This window comes from Okeania sp. SIO2F4, from assembly GCF_010672385.1.
Lineage (GTDB): Bacteria > Cyanobacteriota > Cyanobacteriia > Cyanobacteriales > Microcoleaceae > Trichodesmium.
Map to the genome: position 1 here is coordinate 1 of NZ_JAAHGT010000994.1, position 3459 is coordinate 3459.

1 protein-coding gene is annotated in these 3459 nt (G+C 37.2%); it reads left to right on the plus strand.

Translation table 11 applies throughout. The annotated features are described in order from the left end of the window. Nucleotides 1-71 precede the first annotated feature (71 nt). Nucleotides 72-3308, plus strand: coding sequence for an NACHT domain-containing protein (locus tag F6K22_RS36140; RefSeq protein WP_293109454.1), 3237 nt, complete (start codon nucleotides 72-74; stop codon nucleotides 3306-3308). Nucleotides 3309-3459: the final 151 nt, after the last annotated feature.

Genomic DNA, 3459 nt, shown 5'->3' on the forward strand with positions numbered 1-3459 from the left:
TCCTCAAATTCTTGAAGTAATTTCCTACTTTTGTTACCAGTGTAATATTAATAGGAAATTACTTCAAGAATTTGAGGCAATTAGACACTCAAATTCCGGGTTCTTCAGAGATACCTAATAATTATCAACAATGGCAAACTGAGTATAAGAATATAATTAATTCCTCTCGCCCTAGAGGTCGCTTCAAAAAGGTGCAAGCTACTAGCGTTAGTACTTCTAGGTGCAATCAAAATATTGATACTTTACGAGATAGTCTTAATCATTGGCTTAATCCTGTCAACAGACCATTGGAGCTAGCAATCGAACTCCATCCTGATGATGAAATTAATGTTGTGCTTCAGACACAGAATATTAGTTCTGAAAGTCTATTGCCAAAACTCCCTTGGCATTGGTGGAATTTATTTTCCCAAGACAATTTTTCTGATGTGGCTTTATCATTCAGTAATTCAGAGCAAGTTAACTTTATGTCTCCTGAAGCAGAACCAGTATTACCTAGACCAAAAAGAGTTAAAATTTTATGTGTTCTTGGAGACACTAAGGGTATTAAAGTTGAAGCAGATCGACGATTACTCCGCAAAATACCAGGAGCATATTGTGTCTTTCTCCGGCAACCTACACGGTCAGAATTTTTCAATTTCATGGAGAAAGAACGCTGGGATATTCTCTTTTTTTCTGGACATAGTAACACAGATAATAACACTGGATACCTAAAGCTTAACCAACAGGAAACACTGGATATTCAAGAAATAAGAGAAATTATTCAAACAGCGATCGACCAATATCAAGGAATGAAATTAGCCATTTTTAATTCCTGTGATGGTTTAGGGTTAGCACGTAAATTAGCAGATTTAGACATTGCTCAAATTATTGTTTGGCGGGAACCTGTTCCTGATGAAGTAGCACAAGAATTTGTGAAATCTTTTCTGGAATTTTTCACTGGGCAAAGAACAGAAAGTAAGACTGGAGAGAATTTACAGGAGACAGAAGGTTTATCTTTATATCGTTCTGTGTACAAAGCTAGACTTGAAATACAAAAATATATAGAAAATCCAGAGAGGAACACACAAATACCAAAAATTAGTTGGTTGCCAGTGATTCATCACAATCTCGCTAAAGAAAGCATCACCTGGCAACAGCTACGGGGACTTCCAGATATTGGTAGTGATGAAAATCCCCCGACAACACCTTTGACTATTTGGGTGATTTTGACTATTTGGGTGATGAATATATGGTTAAAAGTTAGAAACCTCTTTCAAAATCAAGAAAAATCCGACACTCGTGCAGCAACCCCCCGTGAAAGCTTACTTAATAGGGTAGAAGAGTTTTGGATTAAAGGTGTTCTGGAAAAATCTTTACATATTGAAGAAACCCTTGAGTTGGGTTTGATGGAAGACAAGAATTTAGTGGGATATCCCTCAAGTGAACAACCAGAAAGTTCCGAGCTGCAAAAACGAAACTTGCCAGAAGGAACTAGGGCAATTGATATATTCGGCGAACTTGAAGGTACAAGAAAAATGCTGATTCTTGGTAGATCGGGGTCTGGTAAAACTACAGCACTTCTCGAAATTGCTCGTGAATCAATTAATGATGCGAAGAGAGATATAAACCTACCAATTCCTGTAGTTCTCAATCTTTCTAGTTGGGCTGCGGAAAAGGAGCCAAAACCTTTAGCTAATTGGCTAGCTCAAGAACTCAATAGGATTTATCAATTTTCTCAAAAGCAGTGTAATGCTTGGGTGACAAAGCAGCAGTTACTACTTCTGTTAGATGGTTTAGACGAAGTTAGGGAAAGCAAAAGAGGAGATTGCATTATCGCAATTAATCAATTTCTACGAGACTATGAAGAAACTGAAATGGTTGTTTGCTCTCGAATTCGAGATTACAGACAAGTTTCAGAAAGACTTCAATTCCAAACTGCTGTTTTCTATAGACAACTTACAGAAGAGCAAATCAATCGCTATTTTGATGATGCAGGAGAAGCATTATCAGGAGTTCAGGAGTTGAAAAAAGAAGACAAAGCCATACAAACATTAGTGAAAAGTCCCCTGACTCTCAACTTCATTTCTGTTGCTTATAAAGATAATTCTAGAGAAGAATTATTAGAGATTGGCTCCTTAGAAAAACGCCTAAATCACTTATTTAATACTTATATTAAACGGAGATTTGAGGAGAGGAAGATAAAGTATTCAGAAAGACAATTAAAGTATTGGTTAAGTTGGTTAGCTCAGAAAATCACACAGAGAGATAGAAAAGAATTATTAATTGAGCATATACAGCCTGATTGGTTGCCTGGTCAACAATGGGCGTACAATCTTGGTTTTAGAGTGATTCTTGGACTAATAGTTGGATTGATTGGGGTCTTACATTTTGGTATACTGGTTACGAATGATTTAGGAGTACAGATATCCCTGATTATTCCTTCAGTGATAGCAGGTGTAGTATCGTGTCTAAGTTTCCCTATGCTATCTAATTTGATACCTAGAATTACACCAAGTTTCAGGCTTGGGTTTATCCCTCAACAAATATTTAGGTTTCTTCCTGGAATAGTTTCTGGGGTAATATATGCAATCATTATTTATTTAATGGTCGATCCAATTGTTGCAGAGAGTATAGAACATGAAGCAAGGAGGAGTATATTATCTCCTGTGATGATTGATGGAATTGCTCTGGGTATCTTTTTAACTTTAATAGGTAGAGAAATAGGAATTATTGACACTATTGAGCCATCTGGAAAGAAAGCCAGAAGATATGCAACAATTGGATTAATAAGTGGCTCAATTTATGTACTTACACGTCTGCTTTTTACAGAAAGATACAATCTCAGTGACATAGATGACTTATTTGATATCTTTATTGAGTTGCTAATCTTCACAACACTTCCTGGACTTATTGGTTCAATAGACAAAGGAGAAAACCTAGCACAAACCATAAATCCTAACCAAGGTGTTTGGAAGTCAGCCCGATATGCTGGTCTTTTCTTTGGAATATTCTTTCCTGTAGGAATGCTTTGTAGTTTGAATTACGCTAAAGGAATATTTCACGAGATTGTCAGTATAGGACTAGCGGTTGGGTTACTTGCTGGAATGGTAGGTGGAAAAGGACCAGTTTTTGCTGGAGTAGTTTTAATTCAACACTTTACTTTACGTCTGATGCTCTGGTGGCAAGGCTATATTCCTTGGAACTATGCTCGCTTCCTTGACTACGCAACAGAACGCATCTTTTTAAGAAAAGTGGGAGGTGGTTATATCTTTATTCATCGAAGGTTACAAGAACATTTTACCAAAATGTATCCTCGAACAAATAACTAACAGGACTTACGCATGAGGTACGAAAAACTAGGATTGAGATTGCTTCCCTGTCGGTCGATAGGGACGAAAATAGGTTGCAGGTGCGTAAGTCCTAACTAATATAGAATCCGGTTTAACAGTCGTCCGCAGCCACGAGAGGAAGCAATCGACC